Origin of the sequence: Bordetella bronchialis (assembly GCF_001676705.1) — a bacterium.
Taxonomy (GTDB): Bacteria; Pseudomonadota; Gammaproteobacteria; order Burkholderiales; family Burkholderiaceae_B; genus Bordetella_C; species Bordetella_C bronchialis.
The window spans coordinates 4225081-4244722 of record NZ_CP016170.1 but is presented as its reverse complement, the minus strand read 5'-3'; the positions used below and the strand labels follow the sequence as shown (position 1 = coordinate 4244722).

Sequence of the window (19642 nt, the reverse complement as noted above, 5' to 3'; positions counted from 1 at the left end):
TCCAGCTTATCGCCTTCCGCCGCCCGCGAAACGCCGTGCGGGCGGCGCTCTTGTAACGCTGTGGCGCCAAGACTGACAAGATGCTGAATGAAGTCAGCCATGGACCGCGTCGATACGACGCGTTTCCACCACGATTTTCACACGGCGTTAATAAAGATTGTTCAGGGCTTCAACTTTGTCTATGATTCGATGCAAACAAAAAAATAAGAATCGTTCGCATTAGCATTGTCAATCGGAGAAGACCTTGAAGCAGCAAGCCTCGTATTCGGTGAATACGCTGAACCACTCCCTGGCCGTTGCGTTGGCCGGTCCCGCCTTGTTCCTGGGTGCCCAGGCCTGCGCCCAGCAGGCGCCCGTCACGGAAATGGCGCCGGTGCAGGTGGAAGGCGATTCGCTGTACGACGTACCGGTATCCTCGTCGACGAAGTTCACGGCGCCCTTGCTGGATACGCCGAAGTCCGTGCAGATCATCCCGCAGACGGTGATCCAGGACAGCGCGGCCACTTCGCTTCAGGATGTCCTGCGCAATTCGCCCGGCATCACCTTCGGGGCGGGCGAGGGCGGACAGCCCCTGGCCGACCGCCCTTTCATACGAGGCAGCTCCTCTGGCAACAATATCTTCGTGGACGGCATCCGCGACCCGGGGGGCCAGACGCGCGAGCTTTTCAATGTGGAGAGCGTGGAGGTAATCCGCGGATCGGATTCCGTCTACGGCGGACGCGGATCCGGCGGCGGCAGCATCAACCTGGTCAGCAAGAAGCCCAAGCTGGGCTCCTTCGTGCAGGCCGACGCGGGACTGGGCAGCGACGCCTACTGGCGCGGCACCGTCGATGCCAACTGGCAGTTCAATGACAACTCGGCATTCCGCCTGAACCTGCTGGACGGCAAGGGCAATACGCCGGGGCGCAATGTGGTCGACTACGACAAGTGGGGCGTGGCGCCCTCGCTGTCCTTCGGCCTGGGCACCCCCACCCGCGTGACGCTCAGCTACTACCACTACCAGTCCAACGGCATGCCGGACTACGGCGTACCCCTGGCCAGCAAGATACCGGGCAAGAGAACCAGCGACGGCATCCTGAACGTGGGGCGCGACAAGTTCTATGGCGTGCTCGATCGCGACTACCAGAAGAACAAGGCGGATATCGGCACGATCGAGGTCGAGCACGATTTCAACGACCATGCCACCGTGCGCAATGTGACGCGCTATGGGCAGACGGTCAACGATTACGTGGTGACCAACCCGGGCGACGGCGGCGCTGCGCGTTTCGATCCCGTCACCGGCGAATGGTGGATGCAGCGCGGGCTGAAGTCGCGCTGGCAGCAGACCACCATGCTGACCAACGTGACGGAGCTGTACGGCAAGTTCAATACGGGCTCGCTCAAGCACAGCTATGACGTGGGCGTGGAGTTCACCAACGAGCGCATGAAGAACGCCAGCTACAACGTGACGACCAGCTCGGGCAGCTTCTGCCCGGCGGTGTTCCCGGCGGGATCGCAGGACTGCACCATGGTCTACCATCCGGATCCCCACGATAATTGGTCCGGCAGCATCTCCCGCGGTCCGCTGAGCAACGATTCCACTTCCAACACGCGGGCCATCTATGCTTTCGACACCATCGAGTTCAACGACCGCTGGTCGCTGAACCTGGGCGGCCGCTTCGACAACTACCGCATCGACGGCGATTTCCTGCCGCGCGGGGCAACCACGACCCAGAGCAGCGATGGCAGCTGGAATATCTTCAGCTACCAGACCGGCATCGTCTACAAGCCGGCGCCCAACGGCAGCATCTATCTGTCGTACGCCACGGCATCCACGCCGCCCACCGTCAGCGGCGGCGACCAGGAAGGCCTGGCCGCCAATACCGATAGCCTGGATCCGGAGCGCAGCCGCACCATCGAGCTGGGCACCAAATGGAACGTCCTGAACGAGAAGCTGACCCTTACGGCGGCGATCTACCAGACCGACCGCGAGGACGCGCAGATCGAGGTCGACCCGGGTATTTTCGAGCAGGCGGGCAAGACGCGGGTACGCGGCCTGGAGCTGGGCTTCGCCGGCGCGGTAACTCCTAGGTGGAACGTCTTCGGCGGCTACAGCTATATGGATAGCGAGCTGGTAAAGGGCGCCTATAACGGCGTCAATGAAGGCGATCCGCTGGCCAACACCCCGCGCAACAGCTTCAGCCTGTGGAACACCTACAAGCTGCTGCAGAAGTTCACGGTCGGCGGCGGCATTTACTACGTGGGCAAGACGTACGGCGGCAACCAGGGCGGGGCCGGTGGCGGCGGCAACAGCGTCTATATGCCCGCCTACTGGCGTTTCGACGCGATGGCGGCCTATGAAGTATCGCCCAACCTGACCTTCCAGCTGAACGTGCTGAACCTGACGGACAAGGAGTACTTCGCGCGGACCAACGGTGTGCACCACGCCGATTACGGCCCCGGCCGGCAGGTCATCCTGACCACGTCCATCCGCTACTGACGTGGCAAGCAGGCCGGGCGCGTTCGCCCGGCCCGCGGATCAGTGCTCGAACCAGTTCAGCACGCCGTCCAGGCCGGATACGTTCAGGGCGAAACGCGTGTGCTCGCGCACGACCGGTTTGGCATGGTAGGCGACCGAATAGCCGGCCAGCGCCAGCATCTTCAGGTCGTTGGCGCCGTCGCCCATGGCGATGATCTGTTCCGGCGCGGCGCCGTGGCGCTGCGCGAAGGCGCGCAGCCGCTGCGCCTTGCCGGCGGCATCCACGATGTCGCCCAGTACGCGGCCGGTGATGCGGCCGTCCTGGATCTCCAGCGTGTTGGAGTGCGCCTCGTCCAGGCCCAGGCGTTCGCGCAGGCGCTCGGTGAAAAACGTGAAACCGCCCGATACGAGCAGGATCTTGATGCCGGCGGCGCGCGCCGAGGCGATCAGCGCTTCCGCGCCGGGATTCAGGCGCAGCTTCTCGCGATACACCTGTTCCAGCGCCTGCGCCGGCTGCCCCGCCAGCAGGGCGACGCGGCGGCGCAGGCTTTCCGAGAAATCGGTGATCTCGCCGCGCATGGCGGCTTCCGTGATGGCCGCCACCTTGTCCTTGACCCCCGCCACGCCCGCGATCTCGTCGATGCATTCGATATTGATCAGCGTGGAGTCCATATCCATGGCCAGCACCTTGCATTGCGCCAGGGCGCTGCCCTTGGGCATGAAGGCGTGGTCCACGCCCGCGGCCTCGCACCATTGCCGCACTTCCCGGCGCGTGGCCTCGTCGTGCTGGACGTCCAGCAGGCGCGCGGCGGTCGCGCTCAGGCGGTGCAGGCCCTGCGCCCGCGCCAGTGCGGCCACCTGTTCGCAATGTTCCGCGGCCAGGGCGGGGGACTGGATGACGAGATGGTGGGCGATCATGTCGATGAGGATATCCGTGGGAAACAGGACGAGCCGGGCAGGGCTCGGGCGGGCGTGACGCGCACATTCACGGCCCGGGACGGGAGGACGGGATTCATGCCAGTGCCCGCAGCACGGTGCGCACCGCGTCCACGCGTGCCGGGATCTGCTGGCCCTTGATCTCCACGCGCAGCTTGTCCTGCCCCGCCAGCTTGATATGGCGCTGCTTCTGGACCAGTTCGATGATGCGCAGGGAATCGACGGGCGGATTGGGGCCGAACTGGATCATGGCCTGGCTTTCGCTGGCGTCGATCTTGATAATGCCCAGGGCCTGCGCGCCCAGCCGCAGGCGATGCGAGGCCAGCAGGGTCTGCGCCGACTCCGGCAGCTTGCCGAAGCGGTCTATCAGTTCCTCCTGGATGCGGATAAGGTCGTCTTCCCCATCGGCATGGGACAGGCGCTTGTACACCGCCAGCCGCGCATGCACGTCGGCGCAGTAATCGGCCGGCAGCAGGGCGGGCGCATGCAGGTTGACTTCGCAGGCCGTGCCGAACGGGGCTTCCAGGTCGGGTTCCTCGCCGGCCTTCAGCGCCCGCACGGCTTCGTTGAGCATGTCGGTGTACATCGAGAAGCCCACTTCCTGGATGTTGCCGGATTGCGATTCGCCCAGCACTTCGCCCGTGCCGCGGATTTCCAGGTCGTGCATCGCCAGGTAGAAACCGCTGCCCAGTTCTTCCATGGCCTGGATGGCTTCCAGCCGCTTCTTGGCGTTGGATGTGATGGCGTCTTCGCCGGGCGTCAGCAGGTAGGCGTAGGCCTGGTGGTGCGACCGGCCCACGCGGCCGCGCAGCTGGTGCAACTGGGCCAGCCCGAAGCGGTCGGCCCGGTGGATGACGATGGTATTGGCCGTGGGCACGTCGATGCCCGTCTCGATGATGGTGGTGCACAGCAGGACGTTGAAGCGCTGCTGGTAGAAGCCCTTCATGACCTGTTCCAGCTCGCGTTCGCCCATCTGGCCATGCGCGACCGCGATGCGGGCCTCGGGCACCAGCTCTTCCAGCCGCGCGCGGCGATTGTGGATGGTTTCCACTTCGTTATGCAGGAAGTAGGCCTGGCCGCCGCGTTTCAGTTCGCGCAGCAGGGCCTCGCGTATGGTGCTGCCGTCCTCGCGCCGCACGAAGGTCTTGATGGCCAGCCGCTTCTGGGGCGCGGTGGCGATGACGGAGAAATCCCGTATGCCTTCCAGCGACATGCCCAGCGTGCGGGGAATCGGCGTGGCGGTCAGCGTCAGCACGTCGACCTCGGCGCGCAGCGACTTCAGGGCTTCTTTCTGCCGTACCCCGAAGCGGTGTTCCTCGTCGATGATGACCAGCCCCAGCTGCTTGAAGCGCACATCCTTGGACAGGATCTTGTGCGTGCCGATGACAATGTCCACGCTGCCGTCGTTGATGCCCTGAATCGCCGCGGCGACTTCCTTGGCCGAGCGGAAGCGCGAAAGCTCCACCACCCGTACCGGCCAGTCGGCGAAACGGTCGGCGAAGGTCTGGGCATGCTGTTCGGCCAGCAGCGTGGTCGGACAGAGCAGGGCGACCTGCTTGCCGTTGGCGACCGCCAGGAAGGCCGCGCGCAGCGCGACTTCCGTCTTGCCGAAGCCGACGTCCCCGCAGACCAGGCGGTCCATGGGCTTGCCCGACGTCATGTCCAGGATCACCGCCTGGATGGCCGCGGCCTGGTCGGCAGTTTCCTCGAAGCCGAAGCCTTCGGCGAAGGCTTCGTAATCGTTGAGCTGCAGTTTGAAGGCATAGCCTTCGCGCGCGGCGCGCTTGGCATACAGGGCAAGCAGTTCCGCGGCGGTGTCGCGCACCTGCTTGGCGGCCTTGCGGCGCGCCCGGTCCCATTGGCCGGAGCCCAGCTGGTGCAGCGGGGCGGCTTCCGGGTCGGCGCCGCTGTAGCGGGCGATGACGTGCAGTTGCGACACGGGCACGTACAGCGTGCTGCCGTTGGCGTATTCGAGATGCAGGAATTCCATCTCGCCTTCGCCCATGTCCATATTCACCAGGCCGTGGTAGCGGCCGATGCCGTGCTGGGCGTGGACCACCGGATCGCCTTCGCGCAGCTCCGACAGGTCGCGCACCATGGCCTCGACGTTGCTGGCGCGTTCCTGTTCGCGCCGGCCGCGCCGGCTGACCGCGGCCTGGCCGGGGTACAGATCGTTTTCGGTGATGAAGGCGATGCCTTCCGCCGACAGGCTGAAACCCGATGTCAGGGGCGCGGCAAGCAGGGCCAGGCGCGCGGACGAAAGCCGGAAGTCCTCGATGGAGGCGGCTTCGAAATCGGGCGGCAGGTCGAACTCGGCCAGCATCTGCGCCAGGGTTTCGCGGCGTCCCGCCGAATCGGCGCACAGCAGCACCCGCCATTTGCCGGCATCGACCACGGCGCGCAGCCGTGCCACGGGATCGTCGGCCCGGCGCGTGACAGCCACGTCCGGCGCCGGCCCGATATCCGGATGGCCGCGGTCGGCCGTCAATGCCAGGCGTTCGAAATGCTTCAGGTGATCGAACAGCGATTCGGCGTCCAGGAACAGCGCGGAAGGCGGCAGCACCGGACGTTCGCGGTCGCTCTTGAGGAACTCGTAGCGGCTGGATGTGTCCTGGGCGAAGCGCCGGATGGCGTCATCGATGTCGCCGATGGTCACCGTGATGGCCGCGGGCGCGAGATAGTCGAAGAGCGTCGCGGTCCGGTCGAAGAACAGCGGCAGGTAGTACTCGACCCCGGCGAAGGCGATGCCGTTGCCGATGTCCCGATATGGCACGGCGCGCGAGGGATCGCCTTCGAAGATCTCGCGAAAGCGCGCGCGGAAGCGGTTGCGCGCCTCTTCGTCCATGGGGAATTCGCGTCCCGGCAGCAGCTGGACCTGGTTGACGGGATACAGGCTGCGCTGGGTGTCGACGTCGAATGCGCGGATGGATTCGATCTCGTCGTCGAACAGGTCCAGGCGGTAGGGCACCGCCGAGCCCATGGGGAACAGGTCTATCAGTCCGCCGCGCAGGCAGAATTCTCCGGGGGCCGTGACCTGGGTCACGTGCGTGTAATTGGCCAGCATGAGCCGGGCGCGCAGGGCGGCTTCGTCCAGCTTGTCGCGCTGCTTGAAGGAGAACGTGTAGGCCGCCATGAAGGCGGGCGGCGCCAGGCGGTAGAGCGCCGTGGTGACCGGTACGGTCAACACGTCGACCGACCCGCGCATCAGGGCATCCAGCGTCTTCAGGCGCTCGGAGATCAAGTCATGGTGAGGCGAGAACGCATCGTAGGGCAGCGTTTCCCAATCGGGCAGCTGGCGCACGCGCAGCGCCGGCGCGAACAGGTGGAGTTCGTCCGTCAGCCGCTGCGCTTCCAGGGGGTCGGCGGTCAGCACGAGCAGCGGCCGCCCGGCCCGCTGGGCCACGTCGGCCAGCAGCCATGCATCGCCCGAGCCGGGCGGACGGGGCTGGGTGTATCGGGTGCCGGGTTTCAGGGCCGCCAGGATGGAGTCCGTCGACGGGACCAGCGGCGCCGCGGGAGTAGAAGGGAAATCTGCAGGCATGAGATGGAAGATTATAAAATCTCCTGCTTATGTCTGCCTCTCTTATCGCGCTCGTTCCCGCCGCAGGGGTCGGCGCCCGCGCCCTGGCGGCGGGTGGCGACGGGATCCCCAAGCAGTACCGCCCGCTTGCCGGGCTGCCCATGCTGCGGCATTCGGTGCTTGCGCTGTTGTCCGATCCGCGCGTCCGTGAAGTGCGTGTCGCGGTGTCGCCCGGCGATACCTGGGTGCGGGAAGCGGTCGCCGGCCTGCCGCGCACGGTATGGCGCCCCTGTGGCGGGGCGACCCGCGCGCAGACCGTGGCCAATGCGCTGGCCGATAGCGGGGCCGCGCCGGACGATTGGGTGTTGGTTCACGATGCCGCGCGCCCTGGCCTGCCCGCCGAGGCGCTGGCGCGCCTGATCGACGCGTGCCTTGATGATGCCGTGGGCGGGCTGCTGGCGCTGCCCGTGCGCGATACCGTGAAGGCGGGCGCGGCGCGCGTCGTGCGCACCGTGGACCGCCAGGAACTGTGGTTGGCGCAGACCCCACAGATGTTCCGCGCCGGATTGCTGGATTCGGCGCTGCGCGATGCCGCCGAACGCGGTTTCGATGTCACCGACGAAGCATCGGCCATCGAGGCCGCCGGGCACGCGCCATTGCTGGTGCCGGGCGTCATGCGTAATTTCAAGGTGACCTGGCCCGAAGACTTTGCCTTGATGGAGAAATGGCTGTGAGTGTTCCCTTCCGTATTGGCCAGGGTTACGACGTGCATGCGCTCGTTCAGGGCCGCCCCCTGATCATCGGCGGCGTGACGATTCCGCATACGCATGGGCTGCAGGGGCATTCCGATGCGGACGTCCTGCTTCATGCCATTACCGACGCCGTGCTCGGCGCCGCCGCGCTCGGCGACATCGGCCGCCATTTTCCCGATACCGACCCCACCTATCGCGGCGCCGACAGCCGCGTGCTGTTGCGCGAAGCCATGGCCAAGGTACGGGCCGCGGGATGGGTGGTCGTCAACATCGATGCCACCGTGCATGCGCAGGCGCCGAAAATCGGTCCCCACGCGCCGGCCATGGTCCGCAATGTCGCGGCCGATCTGGGCGTGGAGGAAAGCGCGGTCAACATCAAGGCCAAGACCAACGAAGGCCTGGGCTACCTGGGCCGTAAAGAGGGCATCGCCGCCACGGTGGCGGCGATGCTGGCACGGGCCGGCGCCCCGGACGCCGCCTAGGGCGTCCGGGCCGGCGCGCCTTTTTCGAGCGGTCCTGGCAGCCTGGCGCTTCGCCGCCGTGCGCCGGCAGACCGCCCCGGCACATTGCCAGGGCGTATTTGCCGCGGCGTATCGCTCCGATGTTCCGCTCCGGCGTATGGCCGGCCGCGGCCATGCGCCGTGGGCCTTACTTGCCTTGCGCGGTCAGCACCAGCGCCGCGGCGTTGACCACCGACGCGATACGGCCGACGTCACGCAGCTGTTCCACCGTATAGCCTTCCTTCTTCAGCAAGGCGTAGTGGGATTGCACGCAGAAGTGGCATTTGCCCACGATGGATGCGGACAAGGCGAACAGCTCGAAGCGCTTCTTGTCCACGCCACCGCTGCTGGCGTAGGCGTTCATGCGCAGCTGGGCCGGCAGGCTCTTCAACTGGGCATCGTCGGCCATCTCGACATACGGATACCAGACGTTGTTCATGCCCATCAGCGCCGCGGCGGTGAGCGCGGCGTTGGCGTCGGTGTCGGACAAGCCCTTCTTGAAGGCCTCGATCAGCATCGGGCTGCGCGAGGCGAAAGCCGCCGCCAACGCCGCGCCGACCGCGTCTTCCGCGGGCAGGCTGGAGCGCGCGATCACGCCGTCCAGGTTCAGCCGGATATCCTTCGCCCAGTCCGGCACTGCGTCCTTAATGGTTTGGATAAAGTCCATAGTTTTTACCTATAGCGTGAAGCAACGAAAGCCCGGCGAGCCGGGCTGGGGGTATTACAGCGTGTCGCCGCCCACCTTGCGGTTGCAGGGGCACAGTTCGTCGGTTTGCAGGCCGTCGAGCAGGCGCAGGATTTCTTCAGGGCTGCGGCCCACGTTCAGGTTGTTCACGGAAACGTGTTGGATGACATTGTCCGGATCGACGATGAAGGTCGCGCGCAGCGCAACGCCGGCGGACTTTTCGCGCACGCCCAGCTGGTCGACCAGGGCGCCGGTGGTGTCGCCGAACTGGTAGTGGCCGAGCTTGTTCAGGTCGGGGTGCTCACGGCGCCAGGCCAGCTTGACGAATTCGTTGTCCGTGGAACCGCCCAGCAGGACGGCGTCGCGGTCTTCGAATTCCTTGGCCAGGCTGTTGAAACCGACGATTTCGGTCGGGCACACGAAGGTGAAGTCCTTCGGGTAGAAGTAGATCACCTTCCACTTGCCAGGGAACGAGCTTTCGGTGATGTCCTCGAAGGCGGAGACGCCGTTTTCTTCGTGGTGGTTGAAGCCGGGCTTGACGCCGGCAACCTTGAAAGGCTCGAGTTTGTCGCCAACAGTTTTCATGTGGACTCCTTGCTGTTTGGGTGATGAAACTTAGACGTTAAATTTTACGCTATTAAGTTTCACTGTCTAATTGATAATTCCTAAGTCGGGCTTTGGGTAATTCTATCCGCGCCGTCAGTCCGCCCCCGGGACGAGGCAGCATTTTCAGGGTTCCGCCGACGTGCTTCAACAGGCGCTCGACAATAGCCAGACCCAGGCCCGCCCCGCTTACGCCGGTACGCGCCGCCTCGCCACGGGAAAAGGGCCGCAGCAGCCGGTCGACGTCGTCCGCCGCAATTCCGGGGCCCCGGTCCGAGACTTCGATGGCGATGATATTGCCCTCGGATTGCACGCCCATGTACAGATGGGCCTGGCCGTCACCCGAGCGGCCATAGCGGCGGGCGTTTTCCAGCAGGTTGCTGACGATGCGCTTCAGGTCCAGCGCGGTGATGCGGGCGCGCAGGCCCGGCGTGATGAAGGCTTCGATTTCACCGCCGGTGGAGGCCGTGTGGCTGCGCTCGCGGTCCAGGAGCTCGCCCAGTACGCTTGACACATCCGTTGCCATTTGGGGCAGGGTGCCGGCGGGCCGTGCGTATTCCATCAACTGGCCGATACTGTGGTCGATCTGGGCCAGGTCGTCGTCGATCGCCTGCCGGGCATCTTCGGAGACGCCGCTCATTTCGATTTCCAGCCGCATGCGCGCCAAGGGGGTACGCAGGTCGTGCGAGATGCCCGCCAGCATCAGTTCGCGGTCCGCCTCCGTCTGCCGGATGTCCTTGGCCATGCGGTTGAAAGAGGCATTCAGATCGCGGATCTCCAGGGGGCCGTTCTCCGGCAGGGGCGCCGGCGTCTCGCCGCGCGACAGCACCTGCGCGGCGCGGGCCAAGCGGGACAGCGGCCGGTTCACGAATCCGACGCTGACTGCCGCGCCCACCAGGGAGAGCAGCAGGGCCGTCGCGCCCCAGCCCAGCCATTCGATGCCGCCGGTCAGGCCGATCTGTTCGCGTTCGAACACCAGCCAGTACAGATCGTGGTCGATCTGGAAACTGACCCAGAATCCCGGCACCTGGTTGACCCCCCAGGCGATCTGGGTTTCCGGACCGAAACGGCCCCGGATGTGGTCGGCCACCCGCTGCCAATAATCGTCGTTGGGCAGCGGTTCGGCGAAGTCGGTGAGTTCCCGGGGATAGACCTGGATGCCCTCGTTGGTGGCCAGGTCCAGCAAGAGTTTGCTGCGTTCATCCGCCTGCGAGTAGACCAGGGCGGTACGGGTGATGTTGACCGCCGTGATGACGCGTTGCGCCATCTGGTTGGCGCGCGGGCCCAGCTCCATGCTGAAGAAGACCTGCAACCAGGCGCCCAGGCTGACCAGCATGAGCGTGGCCAAAAGCAGGAACGTACGGCCGAACAGCCCCAGACGTATCCGCGACGTCATGGATTTGAGGGCGCTGCGAAAGCGGAGCATGTTGCGGCGTTCCTGCCCCGGGAACGATCAGGCTTCAGCTGCCACCGTCCGGCACAAAGACGTAGCCCAGTCCCCAGACCGTTTGAATGAATACCGGTTTGGAGGGGTTCGGTTCGATCAGTTTGCGCAGACGGGAGATCTGCACGTCCAGGCTGCGGTCGAAAGCTTCGTATTCGCGGCCGCGTGCCAATTCCATCAGCTTGTCCCGCGACAGGGGAATCTTGGGATGGCGGGCGAATACCTTCAGCACCGAGAACTCGCCCGTGGTGATGGGCACCTGTTCGTTGTTGCGCGTCAGCGTGCGCGTGGACAGGTTCAGCACATAAGGACCGAAGGCGATGGATTCGTTTTCCTGGCTGGGGGCGCCGGGATGCTCTTCCGTGCCGCAGCGGCGCAGGATGGCATTGATGCGCGCCAGCAGTTCACGCGGATTGAAGGGCTTGGACAGGTAGTCGTCCGCGCCCATTTCCAGGCCGACGATGCGGTCGATTTCCTCGGCCTTGGCCGTCAGCATGATAATAGGGGTATTGTCGTGCCCACCCCGCAGGCGGCGGCAGATCGACAGGCCGTCCTCGCCGGGAAGCATCAGGTCCAGCACGAGAAGATCGAAATGCTCCCGTTGCCAGAGCTTGCCCATTTCCTTGGCGTCTTCGGCGACGAAGACATTGAAGCCCTGTTCCGAAAGATACCGCCGCAGCAGGTCGCGGAGGCGGGGATCGTCGTCGACAACGAGGACTTTGCGCGTCGGAGTGGTGTTTTGCGTATTCATGGCCGGAAATGTAACAGTGGCCGGAATGACCGGCTAGTGGTCGTTCACAAGATATTACACATTGGACAGGATGGTTGAAATCCCCCTTACAACCGAGGGCAAGTCTTTGGTATTACGTACAATTCCGCTCCATGAACTCGACCCTGCTGGCGCTTGAAACCTCGTCCTCCCGCTGCAGCGTCGCGCTGCTGCGCGACCGTCCGGGCGGGCCTGTCATCGCCACGCTGGAGCACGAAGGGGCGCAGGAACATGCGGAACGCCTGCTGCCGATGGCGCGCGATCTGTTGCGCGATGCCGGCCTCCAGGCCGGGGACATCCAGGCGGTCGCCTTCGGCCAGGGGCCCGGCGGTTTCACCGGGCTGCGCGTCGCGTGCGGGGTAGCCCAGGGCATCGCCATGGCGCATGACCTGCCGGTCGTGCCGGTCGTCTCCCACCTGGCGGTTGCGGCGCAGGTTCCGGCGCGCCCGGACCAGGCCATCGTGGTCGCGCTGGATGCCCGCATGGAAGAGGTCTACCTGGCGGTGTACCGCCGTACAGACGGCGCGGTGGACAGCACCTCCTGGGAAACGCTCCAGCCGCCGCTGCTGATCGCCGCGGCGGAGACCGTTCCCTGGGTGGAGAACCAGCTGGCCGAGTGGCGCGCGCGTACCGGCCTGGCGCTGGTTCCCGTGCTGGCCGGCGACGCCTGGGACGCCTATGCGCGCCAGATGACGCCGCACGCCGATTGGAGCCGCTACGATGCCCTGCGCCCGCACGCCCGCGACGTCGCGCGCCTGGCCCTGCTGGCGTGGCGGCGTGGCGAAACGGTCCCTGCCGAACAGGCCATGCCTTTGTACGTGCGCGACCGCGTGGCCTTTACGACCGCCGAGCGCCAGGCCGGGCAGGGCGGCAATCCCAGGGCCGCTGCGGCCTTGGGCGCGGCCGCGATACAGCCTGCCGCGGCGCACGGCCAGCCGGCGGCAGCCGCGGGCGATGGCCATCGCGAGGTGCCGGTACCGGCCGGTGGCGATCCCCGCAAGGCGCCAGCACCCGATCGCGGCGCCGATGGCGATGCGGCGGCCGCGCGCGTGACCGCCGCCGCAACGGCCGCGGCGGATGCGGTACCGGTGGAAATGGCGCCGATGACGGTGCTCGATCTTGACGACATGGAGCGCATCGAGGCCTCGGTGCAGGCCTTTCCCTGGACACGCCGCAATTTCGCCGACGCGCTGGCGGCTGGCTACGACACTTGCGTCCTGCGCCGGGCCGGCCGCATGCTGGGGTTCTGCATTCTGATGCATGCGCCGGATGTGTCGCACCTGCTGGTGGTGGCGGTGGACAAGACCCTGCATCGCCAGGGCCTGGGCTCCAGGCTGATCGACTGGTGCGTGGATCGCGCCCGCCAGCGCGGCATAGGCGGCGTGTTGCTGGAGGTGCGCCCGTCGAACACGGGCGCGGTCGCGTTCTATGAGCACCATGGCTTTCTGCGCGTAGGCGTGCGCCGGGGTTATTACCCCGCGGGTCGAGGCCGCCGCGAGGATGCCCTGGTCATGCAGAAGCCGGTGCCGCTGGACGGGGGCCGCCATGGCTGACGCGATGACCGGCGCGCCCAGGTCCGTGGCGCTGAATCCGCTGCAGCGTGCATGGCTGCGCGAGATCGGCATGGAAAAAATATGGCTGCGCCAGGACGGTGCGCGGCCGGACGCCCCGGCGCGGGCCGCGCCGGTACGGGCCCCCGCCGAAGCCGGGGCCGGCGCGCCGCCGTCCGTCTTGCCGCGGGAAAAGGCGCAGGCCGGGACGGACGCCGGGGGAGCGGCCGGGGCCGTGGCCGGGCAACCGGGCGAAGCCGCCGCGGCGCGGCAAGCCGGGCATTCCAGCGAAGCCGCCGCGGCGCCTCAGCCTGGACACACTCCCGGCCCGCCGGGCGCAGCCGGCTCGACCACGCCCGGCGGCCCCGCGCCAGGGGCGGGCAAAGGGTCGCAGGCGCGGCCCCAACCGTCTGGACCGCGCCCGCGGCCGGCGGCATCGGGCGCCCGCGCGGCCTCGGACGAGCCGGCCACGCAGGCGCCGCCCACCGCCGAATCGCTGGCCATGCTGGATCTGCCCGCCTTGCGGGAACAGGTGCTCGCATGCCAGGCATGCGGACTGTGCCGGGCGCGCCGCCAGGCCGTCTTCGGGATGGGGGCGGAACAGGCGCGCTGGATGGTGATCGGCGAAGCCCCCGGCGAACAGGAAGACCGGCAGGGGCTGCCCTTCGTCGGCCGCTCCGGCCAGTTGCTGGACGCCATGCTGGCGTCGGTCGGCATGAGCCGTGAGCACAATGCCTATATCGCGAACGTGATCAAGTGCCGGCCGCCGGGCAACCGGAATCCCAAGCCGGAGGAAATCGCCGCGTGCCGTCCTTACCTGATGCGCCAGATCGCGCTGCTGAAGCCGGAGCGCATCCTGGTGCTGGGCCGCTTCGCCGCGCAGACGCTGCTGGAAACCGACGCCGCCATCGGCAGCCTGCGGGGCCGCGTGCACAGCCTGAAAACCGACCATGGGGACATTCCCATGGTGGTCAGCTACCACCCCGCGTATCTATTGCGCAGCCCGGGCGAAAAAGCGCGCGCCTGGGAGGATCTGCGGCTGGCCGCCACGCTGTAGCGGCGTCCGGCGCTTGCGCGCGACCGGACAGCCGCGGCGCGCGAGCCGCCGGACAGCCACTGCGCCGGGACCCGGGCGCCGCGGTCCGGCCCAGCGCCTGCATTCGGCCCGGCAGCTGCGGCCGGGCCTAGTGGGCCTGGCCTTCCAGCGCCTTGCCGTGGCCTTCCTGGCCGATCTGCCCTATCAGTTCCGGACGCTCCTGCATGTTGCGGCGGCTCCAGCGCATGAAGATAAGCATCAGGATGGCGACGATGGAGCCGAAAATCACGATGATCAGGCCGATGGGCAGGTTCAGCCACAACAGCAGCGTATAGACGGCCACCATGAGCAGGATGTTGAGCTGCTCGTTGAAGTTCTGTACCGCGATGGAATGGCCGGCGGACAGCAGGACGTGCCCGCGATGCTGCAGCAGCGCATTCATCGGCACGACGAAGAAGCCGGCCAGCCCGCCGACGACGAGCAGCAGCATATAGACGCTCCAGGTGGCGTGCACCAGCGGCATCAGCAGCACGACCAGGCCCATGCCGGCGCCGACCGGCAGCACGCTGAGCGCCTTGCGCAAGGGGATGCGCCCGGCCAGGATGGAGCCGATGACGGTGCCCACCGCCGCGATGCCCATCAGGATGGACGCCTGGTCCAGCCGGTAGCCCAGCTGGCTGCGCCCCCATTCGATGACGATCAGTTGCAGGGTGGCGCCGGCGCCCCAGAACAGCGTGGTGACGGCCAGCGAGATCTGGCCCAGCTTGTCTTTCCAGAGCACGCGGACGTAGCCGCCGAACGTCGAGATCAGGCGGATGGGGTTCTTCTGCTGCGGCGGGTAGCGTACGTGCGTATTGGGTATCAGCAGATTGCAGGCGGCGGCCAGCAGATACACCCCCGCGATGACCAGGATGGCCGCTTCGGCGGGCGTGTGGACCAGTTTGCTGCTGAGCGGGTGGTGCAGGATGGCGTGCGAGATCTCCGGCGAGATCAAGGCGCCGCCCAGCACCGTGCCGAGGATGATGGAGATCACCGTCAGCCCTTCGATCCAGCTGTTGCCCTTGACCAGCAGCTCGGGGGGCAGCATCTCGGTGACGATGCCGTATTTGGCGGGCGAATAGGCGGCCGCGCCGACACCCACCATGGCATAGGCCAGACAGACCAGGTAGGTTTGGTGGACCGGCGCGATCCCCAGGCTGGCATAGGAGAACATCAGCAGGCAGCCGCCTACTTTCAGCGCATTGGTGGCGAACATGACGCGGCCCTTGGCATAGGAGTCCGCGATGGCGCCGACGAAGGCCGCCAGCAGCACGTAGGCCAGCGCGAAGGACCACTTCATGATGGGCGCCATCCAATCAGGACCGCGCAGTTCCTGGATGAGGGCAATCGCCGCGATGAATAGCGCATTGTCCGCCAGCGAGGAAAGGGCCTGCGCCGCCATGACCAGAAAGAAGCCGCGTTTCAAAGAGTAGTCCCCATTCACGTTGCCGGTCAGTATCCGGCAGCGGCCGCGGTATGAATAGGCCCGCGCCAAATAAATAAAATTAAAAGTGTCAGCGAGTATAGCGTCCGCCCTGGGGGCGGGGCGTTGAGGGCGCCGCCTTCGCCGCCGCGGCGGGCCGCGATGGCGCAATGCGTCATGGCCGGCCCCGCCGGCCCGGGCCGGCCAGGTGCGCGGCGGCGGGGCGCCGCCGCTGCGGGAGAAGCGGGCGGTGGGGTATCATAGGGCCCGAAAAAAGCCGGTCTTCGACCCGGCTCGTCAGCATCGGCCCTGCGGGGCCGATTTGCAATGCGCGGCAGGTCCGTTCACACGCGTCCTTCAACTTTCCGGTCCGTTAATCAGATACTGTGCGTCTTACCCAGATAAAACTCGCCGGCTTCAAATCGTTCGTCGATCCCACCGTCATTCCGGTCCCCAGCCAGTTGGTCGGCGTGGTCGGGCCCAATGGCTGCGGCAAATCGAACATTATCGATGCCGTACGCTGGGTCCTGGGCGAGGCCAAGGCTTCCGAGCTGCGTGGCGAATCCATGCAGGACGTGATCTTCAACGGGTCGGGCAACCGCAAGCCGGCGGCCCGCGCCTCGGTGGAAATGGTCTTCGACAACACCGAAGGCCGCGCCGCCGGGCAATGGAGCACCTATGCGGAAATCGCGGTGCGGCGCGTCCTGACGCGGGACGGCACCAGCAGCTATTTCGTCAATAACCAGCAGGTGCGCCGCCGCGACATCCATGACATCTTCCTGGGCACCGGCCTGGGGGCGCGCGGCTACGCCATCATCGGCCAGGGCATGATCAACCGCCTGATCGAGGCCCGGCCAGAGGAACTGCGCGTTTTCCTGGAGGAAGCCGCCGGCGTATCGCGCTACAAGGAGCGCCGCCGCGAGACCGAGAACCGCCTGTCCGACACCCGCGAGAACCTGACCCGGGTCGAGGACATCCTGCGCGAGCTCAACAGTCAGCTGGAAAAGCTGGAGGCCCAGGCCGAAGTGGCGCGCGAGTACCGCGAGCTGCAGGCCGACGGCGAGCGCAAGCAGCACGCGCTGTGGTTCCTGAAGGAAACCGGCGCGCGCCAGGAGCGCGAAAAGAAAACCCAGGAAATCGAACGGGCGCAGAACGAGCTGGAAGCCGCCATCGCCGAGCTGCGCGCGGGCGAAGCCGCGCTGGAATCGCGCCGCCAGGCCCACTATGCCGCCAGCGATCTCGTCCACACCGCCCAGGGCCAGCTATACGAAGCCAACGCCCAGGTCAGCCGCCTGGAAGCCGAGATCCGTCACGTGGTGGAATCGCGCAACCGGGTGCAGGCGCGCCGCGAGCAACTGACCCGCCAGATCGAGGAATGGGATAGCCAGCAGACGCACTGCACCGAACAGATCGCCCAGGCCGAGGAAGACCTGGCCGCGGGCGCCGAGCGCGCGCAGGAAGCGCGCGCGATGGCCGAGGACGCCCAGGCGGCCCTGCCGGGCATAGAGGCCAAGGTCCGCGATGCGGCCCAGGGGCGCGACGCGATGCGCAGCGCGCTGGCGCGGGTCGAGCAGGACCTGGCGCTGGTCGCCCAGAGCCAGCGCGACGCCGACCGGCAATTGCAGGCGCTGGAACAGCGACGCGAGCGGCTGCAGCAGGAAATGCGCGAACTGCAAACGCCGGATCCCGCGCGGCTCGAGGAACTCGCCGGCGCGCTGGCCTCCGGCCAGGAGCAGCTGGACGCCGCGCAGGAAGAACTTGCCGCGCTGGAAGCGCGCCTGCCGGAAGCCGACGCCGAGCGCAGCCGCGCGCAGGCGGCCGTCCAGCAAGAGGCGCAGACGCTGGCCCGGCTGGAAGCGCGGCTGGCGGCCCTCTCCAAGCTCCAGGAAGACGTGCAGAAGCAGGGCGCGCTGGAACCCTGGCTGGCCAAGCACGAGCTGGCCGGCCTGTCGCGGCTGTGGCAAAAGCTGCATATCGAGGCGGGTTGGGAAACGGCGCTGGAAGCGGCCCTGCGTGAACGCATGGCCGCGCTGGAAGTGCGCAGCCTGGATTGGGCCAAGGCCTTCGCCGACGATGCGCCGCCGGCGCGCCTGGCCTTCTACCAATTGCCCGTCGCGGCGCCCGCGCCGGCCGCGGCGAGCGGCCTGCAGCCCCTGACCGGCCTGCTGCGCATCGCCGATGCCGATCTGCGCACCCTGATGAACGACTGGCTGCGCGACGTCTACGTCAGCGACAGCCTGGCGCAGGCGCTGGCGGGGCGGGCTTCGCTGCCGCCGGGCGGCGCCTATGTGGTGAAGGACGGCCATCTGGTCGACGCCCACAGCGTGCGCTTCTACGCCGCCGATTCGGAACAGGCCGGCATGCTGGCCCGGCAGCAGGAAATCGAAAACCTGCAGCGCGAACTGAAGGCGCAGCAGCTCATCGCCGATCAGGGACGCGCGGCGGTCGCCCGCAGCGAGGCAGCCTGGCAGCAGGTGTCGCAGGCCCTGGTCCCCGCCCGCCAGCGCGTGGCGGAAGTCACCCGCCGGGTGCATGACATCCAACTGGAGTATTCCCGCCTGCAGCAGCAGGCGGAACAATCGGGCGAACGCGGTGCGCGCCTGCGCGAGGACCTGGCCGAGATCAACGCCCAGGAAGAAGAGCTGCGCGCGGCACGCGAGGATGCCGAGGTGCGCTTCGAAACGCTGGACCAGGAACTGGCGGAACACCAGTCGCGTTTCGCCGATGCCGAGATCGAGGGCGAGACCCTTTCCGAGCAGGCCGAGGCGGCGCGCGCCCGGTTGCGCGAACTCGAGCGCGCGGTGCACGAATCCGAATTCGCGCAACGCGGCATCGAGGCGCGCATCCAGGATTTGCGCCGCAACCAGCAGTTGGCGGCCGACCAGAGCCAGCGCGCCCGCGCCGAACTCGAGCAATTGCAGGGCGAGCTGTTCGAACTGGATGCATCCGCGTCGCAGGCGGGCTTGCAAGACGCGCTGGAGCTGCGCGCCGAGCGCGAGGAAGCCCTGGCGCGCGCGCGTATCGAAATGGACAACCTGGCCGCCCAGTTGCGGGGCGCCGACGAAGACCGGGTACGCCTGGAACAGTCGCTGGAACCGCGGCGCGCGCGCATCATGGAGCTGCAGTTGCAGGAGCAGGCCGCGCGCCTGGCCGAAGAGCAGTTCAGCGAACAGCTGAACGGCCACGAAGTCGACCGCCAGGCGCTCGCGCAGTCGCTGGAATCCATGCCGGAAGAATGGCGCCGCGCCAGTTGGCTGCAGTCCGAGGTCACGCGCATTTCGCGGCAGATCGACAGCCTGGGCTCGGTGAACCTGGCGGCGCTGGACGAACTGACCACCTCGCGCGAGCGCAAGCAATTCCTGGATTCGCAGCAGACGGACCTGATGACGGCCATCGAAACCCTGGAAGACGCCATCCGCAAGATCGACCGCGAAACCCGCGAACTGCTGCAGGAGACCTTCAACACCGTCAACGGGCATTTCGGCGAGCTGTTCCCCAAGCTGTTCGGCGGCGGCGAGGCCAAGCTCATGATGACCGGCGACGAAATCCTGGACGCGGGCGTGCAGGTCATGGCGCAACCGCCCGGCAAGCGCAACAGCACCATCCACCTGCTGTCCGGCGGGGAAAAGGCGCTGACCGCGACGGCCCTGGTGTTCGCGCTGTTCAAATTGAATCCCGCGCCGTTCTGCCTGCTGGACGAAGTCGATGCGCCGCTGGACGACGCGAATACCGAGCGCTACGCCAATCTGGTCAGCGCCATGAGCGAACAGACCCAATTCCTTTTTATTTCGCACAACAAGATCGCCATGCAGATGGCAAAGCAATTGGTCGGCGTTACGATGCAGGAACAGGGCGTGTCCCGCATCGTGGCCGTGGATATCGATTCGGCGGTTCAGCTCGCGGCCGAAGCCGCATAAATCTAGATTG

13 protein-coding genes are annotated in these 19642 nt (G+C 66.8%); 6 read left to right on the top strand and 7 right to left on the bottom strand.

Features of this window, described 5'->3' with window-relative positions; translation table 11 throughout:
- Positions 1–244: 244 nt before the first annotated feature.
- The gene (locus tag BAU06_RS18700) at positions 245–2479 is read left to right on the top strand and encodes a TonB-dependent receptor (RefSeq protein ID WP_197509320.1); all 2235 of its coding nucleotides are present in this window, start codon (positions 245–247) and stop codon (positions 2477–2479) included.
- 39 nt (positions 2480–2518) lie between these two features.
- On the opposite strand, the gene serB is transcribed toward BAU06_RS18700, so the two are convergent.
- Positions 2519–3376 carry a phosphoserine phosphatase SerB gene (serB, locus tag BAU06_RS18695; RefSeq protein WP_066353442.1) on the bottom strand — a complete coding sequence of 286 codons (858 nt, stop codon included), beginning with the start codon at positions 3374–3376 and terminating at the stop codon, positions 2519–2521.
- A 94-nt stretch (positions 3377–3470) separates the two neighbouring features.
- A complete protein-coding gene (gene mfd / locus BAU06_RS18690) occupies positions 3471–6935 on the bottom strand; it encodes a transcription-repair coupling factor (protein ID WP_066353441.1) in 3465 nt (1154 codons plus the stop codon).
- Between the two features lie 29 nt (positions 6936–6964).
- Here mfd and ispD point away from each other — a divergent pair, with 29 nt between their 5' ends.
- Positions 6965–7648 (top strand): 2-C-methyl-D-erythritol 4-phosphate cytidylyltransferase, encoded by a 684-nt coding sequence (ispD, locus tag BAU06_RS18685; RefSeq protein ID WP_066353440.1) that lies wholly within the window; start codon positions 6965–6967, stop codon positions 7646–7648.
- The gene (gene ispF, locus BAU06_RS18680) at positions 7645–8148 is read left to right on the top strand and encodes a 2-C-methyl-D-erythritol 2,4-cyclodiphosphate synthase (RefSeq protein ID WP_066353438.1); all 504 of its coding nucleotides are present in this window, start codon (positions 7645–7647) and stop codon (positions 8146–8148) included. The genes ispD and ispF overlap by 4 nt, the downstream gene beginning before the upstream one ends.
- Before the next feature lie 166 nt (positions 8149–8314).
- Here ispF and BAU06_RS18675 read toward each other — a convergent pair whose 3' ends face one another.
- Genes BAU06_RS18675 through risA form a run of 4 tightly spaced genes read right to left on the bottom strand, consistent with a single transcriptional unit; the run spans position 8315 to position 11649 of the window.
- Entirely contained in the window at positions 8315–8833 is a 519-nt protein-coding gene (locus BAU06_RS18675) for a carboxymuconolactone decarboxylase family protein (protein ID WP_066353436.1), read from the bottom strand.
- 54 nt (positions 8834–8887) lie between these two features.
- On the bottom strand, positions 8888–9436 hold the full coding sequence (locus BAU06_RS18670; RefSeq protein ID WP_066353435.1) for a peroxiredoxin: 549 nt from the start codon (positions 9434–9436) through the stop codon (positions 8888–8890).
- Between the two features lie 52 nt (positions 9437–9488).
- Positions 9489–10880: a sensor histidine kinase RisS gene (gene risS / locus BAU06_RS18665; protein ID WP_066353434.1), complete on the bottom strand. Its 1392-nt coding sequence runs from the start codon at positions 10878–10880 to the stop codon at positions 9489–9491.
- 34 nt (positions 10881–10914) lie between these two features.
- A complete protein-coding gene (gene risA, locus BAU06_RS18660; protein ID WP_066353430.1) occupies positions 10915–11649 on the bottom strand; it encodes a response regulator transcription factor RisA in 735 nt (244 codons plus the stop codon).
- A 131-nt stretch (positions 11650–11780) separates the two neighbouring features.
- Between risA and tsaB the strand changes: the two genes are divergently transcribed.
- Complete coding sequence (gene tsaB, locus BAU06_RS27115; protein ID WP_231933908.1) at positions 11781–13220, top strand: tRNA (adenosine(37)-N6)-threonylcarbamoyltransferase complex dimerization subunit type 1 TsaB; 1440 nt, start codon at positions 11781–11783, stop codon at positions 13218–13220.
- Positions 13213–14274, top strand: a complete 1062-nt coding sequence (locus BAU06_RS18650; RefSeq protein ID WP_231933907.1) for a uracil-DNA glycosylase — start codon at positions 13213–13215, stop codon at positions 14272–14274. Before tsaB ends, BAU06_RS18650 begins: the two co-directional genes overlap by 8 nt.
- A gap of 127 nt (positions 14275–14401) precedes the next feature.
- Here BAU06_RS18650 and lplT read toward each other — a convergent pair whose 3' ends face one another.
- Entirely contained in the window at positions 14402–15718 is a 1317-nt protein-coding gene (lplT, locus tag BAU06_RS18645) for a lysophospholipid transporter LplT (protein ID WP_066353418.1), read from the bottom strand.
- Between the two features lie 383 nt (positions 15719–16101).
- Between lplT and smc the strand changes: the two genes are divergently transcribed.
- Positions 16102–19632: a chromosome segregation protein SMC gene (smc, locus tag BAU06_RS18640; protein WP_066353414.1), complete on the top strand. Its 3531-nt coding sequence runs from the start codon at positions 16102–16104 to the stop codon at positions 19630–19632.
- The last annotated feature ends 10 nt before the right edge of the window (positions 19633–19642 follow it).